Origin of the sequence: Bacillus sp. AP50, from assembly GCF_040492675.1 — a bacterium.
In the GTDB taxonomy this organism is placed as follows: Bacteria; Bacillota; Bacilli; order Bacillales; family Bacillaceae_G; genus Bacillus_A; species Bacillus_A cereus.
Genome location: NZ_JBEUTW010000805.1, coordinates 1 through 1,230 on the forward strand (window position 1 = coordinate 1; position 1,230 = coordinate 1,230).

Consider the following 1,230-nt stretch of genomic DNA (forward strand, 5'->3'; position numbering starts at 1 on the left):
GGATGATGGAAAAGAACCAATTTTTCATACATATGAAGAAGCTGAGAAAACATTAAAAACACTAACTATACCGCAGTTTCCGAAACATATTAGAAGAAAACCATTTACACCAAAAATAATAAAGATAGCCGCTTCTGAATAAGAACCGGCTATCTTTATTATTCATAACTTAATAGCAAATAAAGTATATAAAAACTCTTTATATTGATCTTCTGTAATTTCATGCTTAGTTTTTTCCCCACGAATAGCTTCAGTTAAACTTGTATTCGTTAATGAAATATGACCGGAGTTCGTCAACTTTACTGCAATTGGTCCTTTATTAAAAATAGACTTCTCATCTTCTATCACTCTTCTTTGAACATCGTTTACTATTATCTCATCAATATTATGTTTATAAAAAGCATGACAAACTTTCCATTCTCCATCAGTATCTATTCTTTCTAAAACATAATTTCCCTTACTCGTATCTTTTCGTCTCACCCGGTACGAACCATTTTTTGAAGAAACAGACTTACCAGTAAAAGGTACAGGAACAAGAGGTACTAACGAAGCTATACCTACATCAATTAAATACTGTACATTATCATAAGTTAAAATAATTGTTATATGGCCATCCTCAAGTGCCCATGCATTTATATCGTTTTTATAAACCGTACCTAATGCCAGTTGTACATCATAGCCACAGTCTCTTAAGAAATAGTAAAAAAGAGTATTTAATTCGTAGCAAAGTCCACCACGGGAACTAGTTAAAATTTTCTCTCGTAAGTTTTCCAGAGAGATTTGATTCGTATTTCGTGCTATAACATCTAAATTCTCAAATGGTATAGTGTGTGCAAATGAAAAGAGTATAGTAGGTAATTCTTCAAACGTTACTTCATTACGTTTTTTAAGATTTAATCTTGTGAAAAGCTGATTTTGTAAACTTGTCATAATTAGCACCCCTTAAAAATTTATAAGTTTAAATAATATATGCTGATTGTAAATTTTAAGGGGCACTGTAACAATGTACATTTCATTTAACTGTACCGGTACAAAAGTTACGGAATTCACGTTGCGCAACTTGCGGAGCTTCCAGATAGCCTAATCGCTCGTGCGAAAGAAGTGTTAGCACAGCTAGAAGGACAGGAAGAAATTATTATTCCAAAACGAGTAGAAGTGAAAGTACAAGACGCTACTCCAGAACCTGTAGTTGTAAAAGAAGAAATAGCAGAAATACAGGAAACGAAAGTA

The 1,230-nt window shown here is 32.7% G+C and carries 1 protein-coding gene and 1 pseudogene; one reads left to right on the forward strand and one right to left on the reverse strand.

What is annotated here, in order from left to right:
• Positions 1-162 precede the first annotated feature (162 nt).
• Complete coding sequence (locus ABWK52_RS29645) at positions 163-930, reverse strand: arylamine N-acetyltransferase family protein (protein WP_000202805.1); 768 nt, start codon at positions 928-930, stop codon at positions 163-165.
• Between the two features lie 102 nt (positions 931-1,032).
• On the opposite strand from ABWK52_RS29645, the pseudogene ABWK52_RS29650 reads away from it, so the two are divergent.
• Positions 1,033-1,230, forward strand: a pseudogene (locus ABWK52_RS29650) (hypothetical protein); the annotation flags it as partial.